This window comes from uncultured Cocleimonas sp., assembly GCF_947495625.1.
GTDB lineage: Bacteria > Pseudomonadota > Gammaproteobacteria > Thiotrichales > Thiotrichaceae > Cocleimonas.
Genome location: NZ_CANLZW010000076.1, coordinates 1 through 1110 on the forward strand (window position 1 = coordinate 1; position 1110 = coordinate 1110).

The 1110-nt window shown below is 41.4% G+C and carries 1 pseudogene; it reads left to right on the plus strand.

The window, feature by feature from the left end:
• Positions 1–1101 (plus strand): annotated as a pseudogene (locus tag Q1A31_RS20900) (IS4 family transposase); the annotation flags it as partial.
• Between the last annotated feature and the right edge of the window lie 9 nt (positions 1102–1110).

Here is a 1110-nt window from a genome sequence, read left to right on the forward strand (position 1 = left end):
GACATGGATTTGAGCGATTAGCAAAACAGCACCATACAGGGCAAAAATTACGCTCAGTCTCGCGCTGGGATCAATTCATCGGGATGGCGATGTCACAACTTTCAGGTAGACAAAGCTTACGAGATATCGAGTCAAACCTAGAAGCTCAACAAGAAAAACTCTACCATCTGGGTGCTAAGCCCATCGCAAGATCAAGCCTGGCAAGATTGAATGAAAAGCAACCCGCCACATTATATGAATCGGTCTTCTATCAGCTATTATCCCACTGCAAAAAAACCCTCAACGCATAAGTTTCGTTTTAAAAACCCCTTGTATTCTTTAGATGCGAGTGCAGTTAATTTATCCTTAAAGCTATTTCCCTGGGCGGCACATCAACCTGATGCAGCGAATGTAAAATTAAGTGTTGGACTAAATCATGGTAACTGGCTTCCAGAATTTGTTGCTCTAAGCGATGGGAATGAAAACGACAGGATTCAAGGTCGAAAGTTTGCCTTTTCAAAGGGTAGCATTGTAGCCTTTGATAAAGGATATAATGACTATGGGTGGTTTAAGAGCCTTACAGATCAGAAGGTTAACTTCGTTACAAGACTTCGGGCGACATCCGTTTATGAGGTCTTGGAGAGCCATCCTGTGATTGCTAGCAAAGGTATCATCAGCGATCAAATCATTCAGTTTAATAGTGCTCATGCAGTAAAAAGAGGAGTGCCGAAGCTGAGGCTTGTCGAGTATTATGACAAAGAGGGTGACAAAACCTATCTCTTTTTAACAAACAACTTCAAGCTTTGCGCATCGACCATTGCCGCCATTTACAAAGACCGATGGCAGGTGGAATTATTTTTTAAGGCGATTAAACAGAACCTTAAAATCAAAGCCTTTGTAGGGCTTTCTCGCAATGCAGTAATGACTCAAATATGGATCGCAATGATCACCTATTTGTTACTCGCGTATGCTCGTCATAGTGCAAAAACGGGTTGGACAGTACAACGTATCTTAAGGGTAATTCAAATTAACTTGTTTGAAAGAAAGAATCTACGAGAGATTCTAAAACCAGATCCTCCCAGACATAAGAAAAGCGAGCCTCAGATGAAGTTCGCTTTCTAATGGTAAACT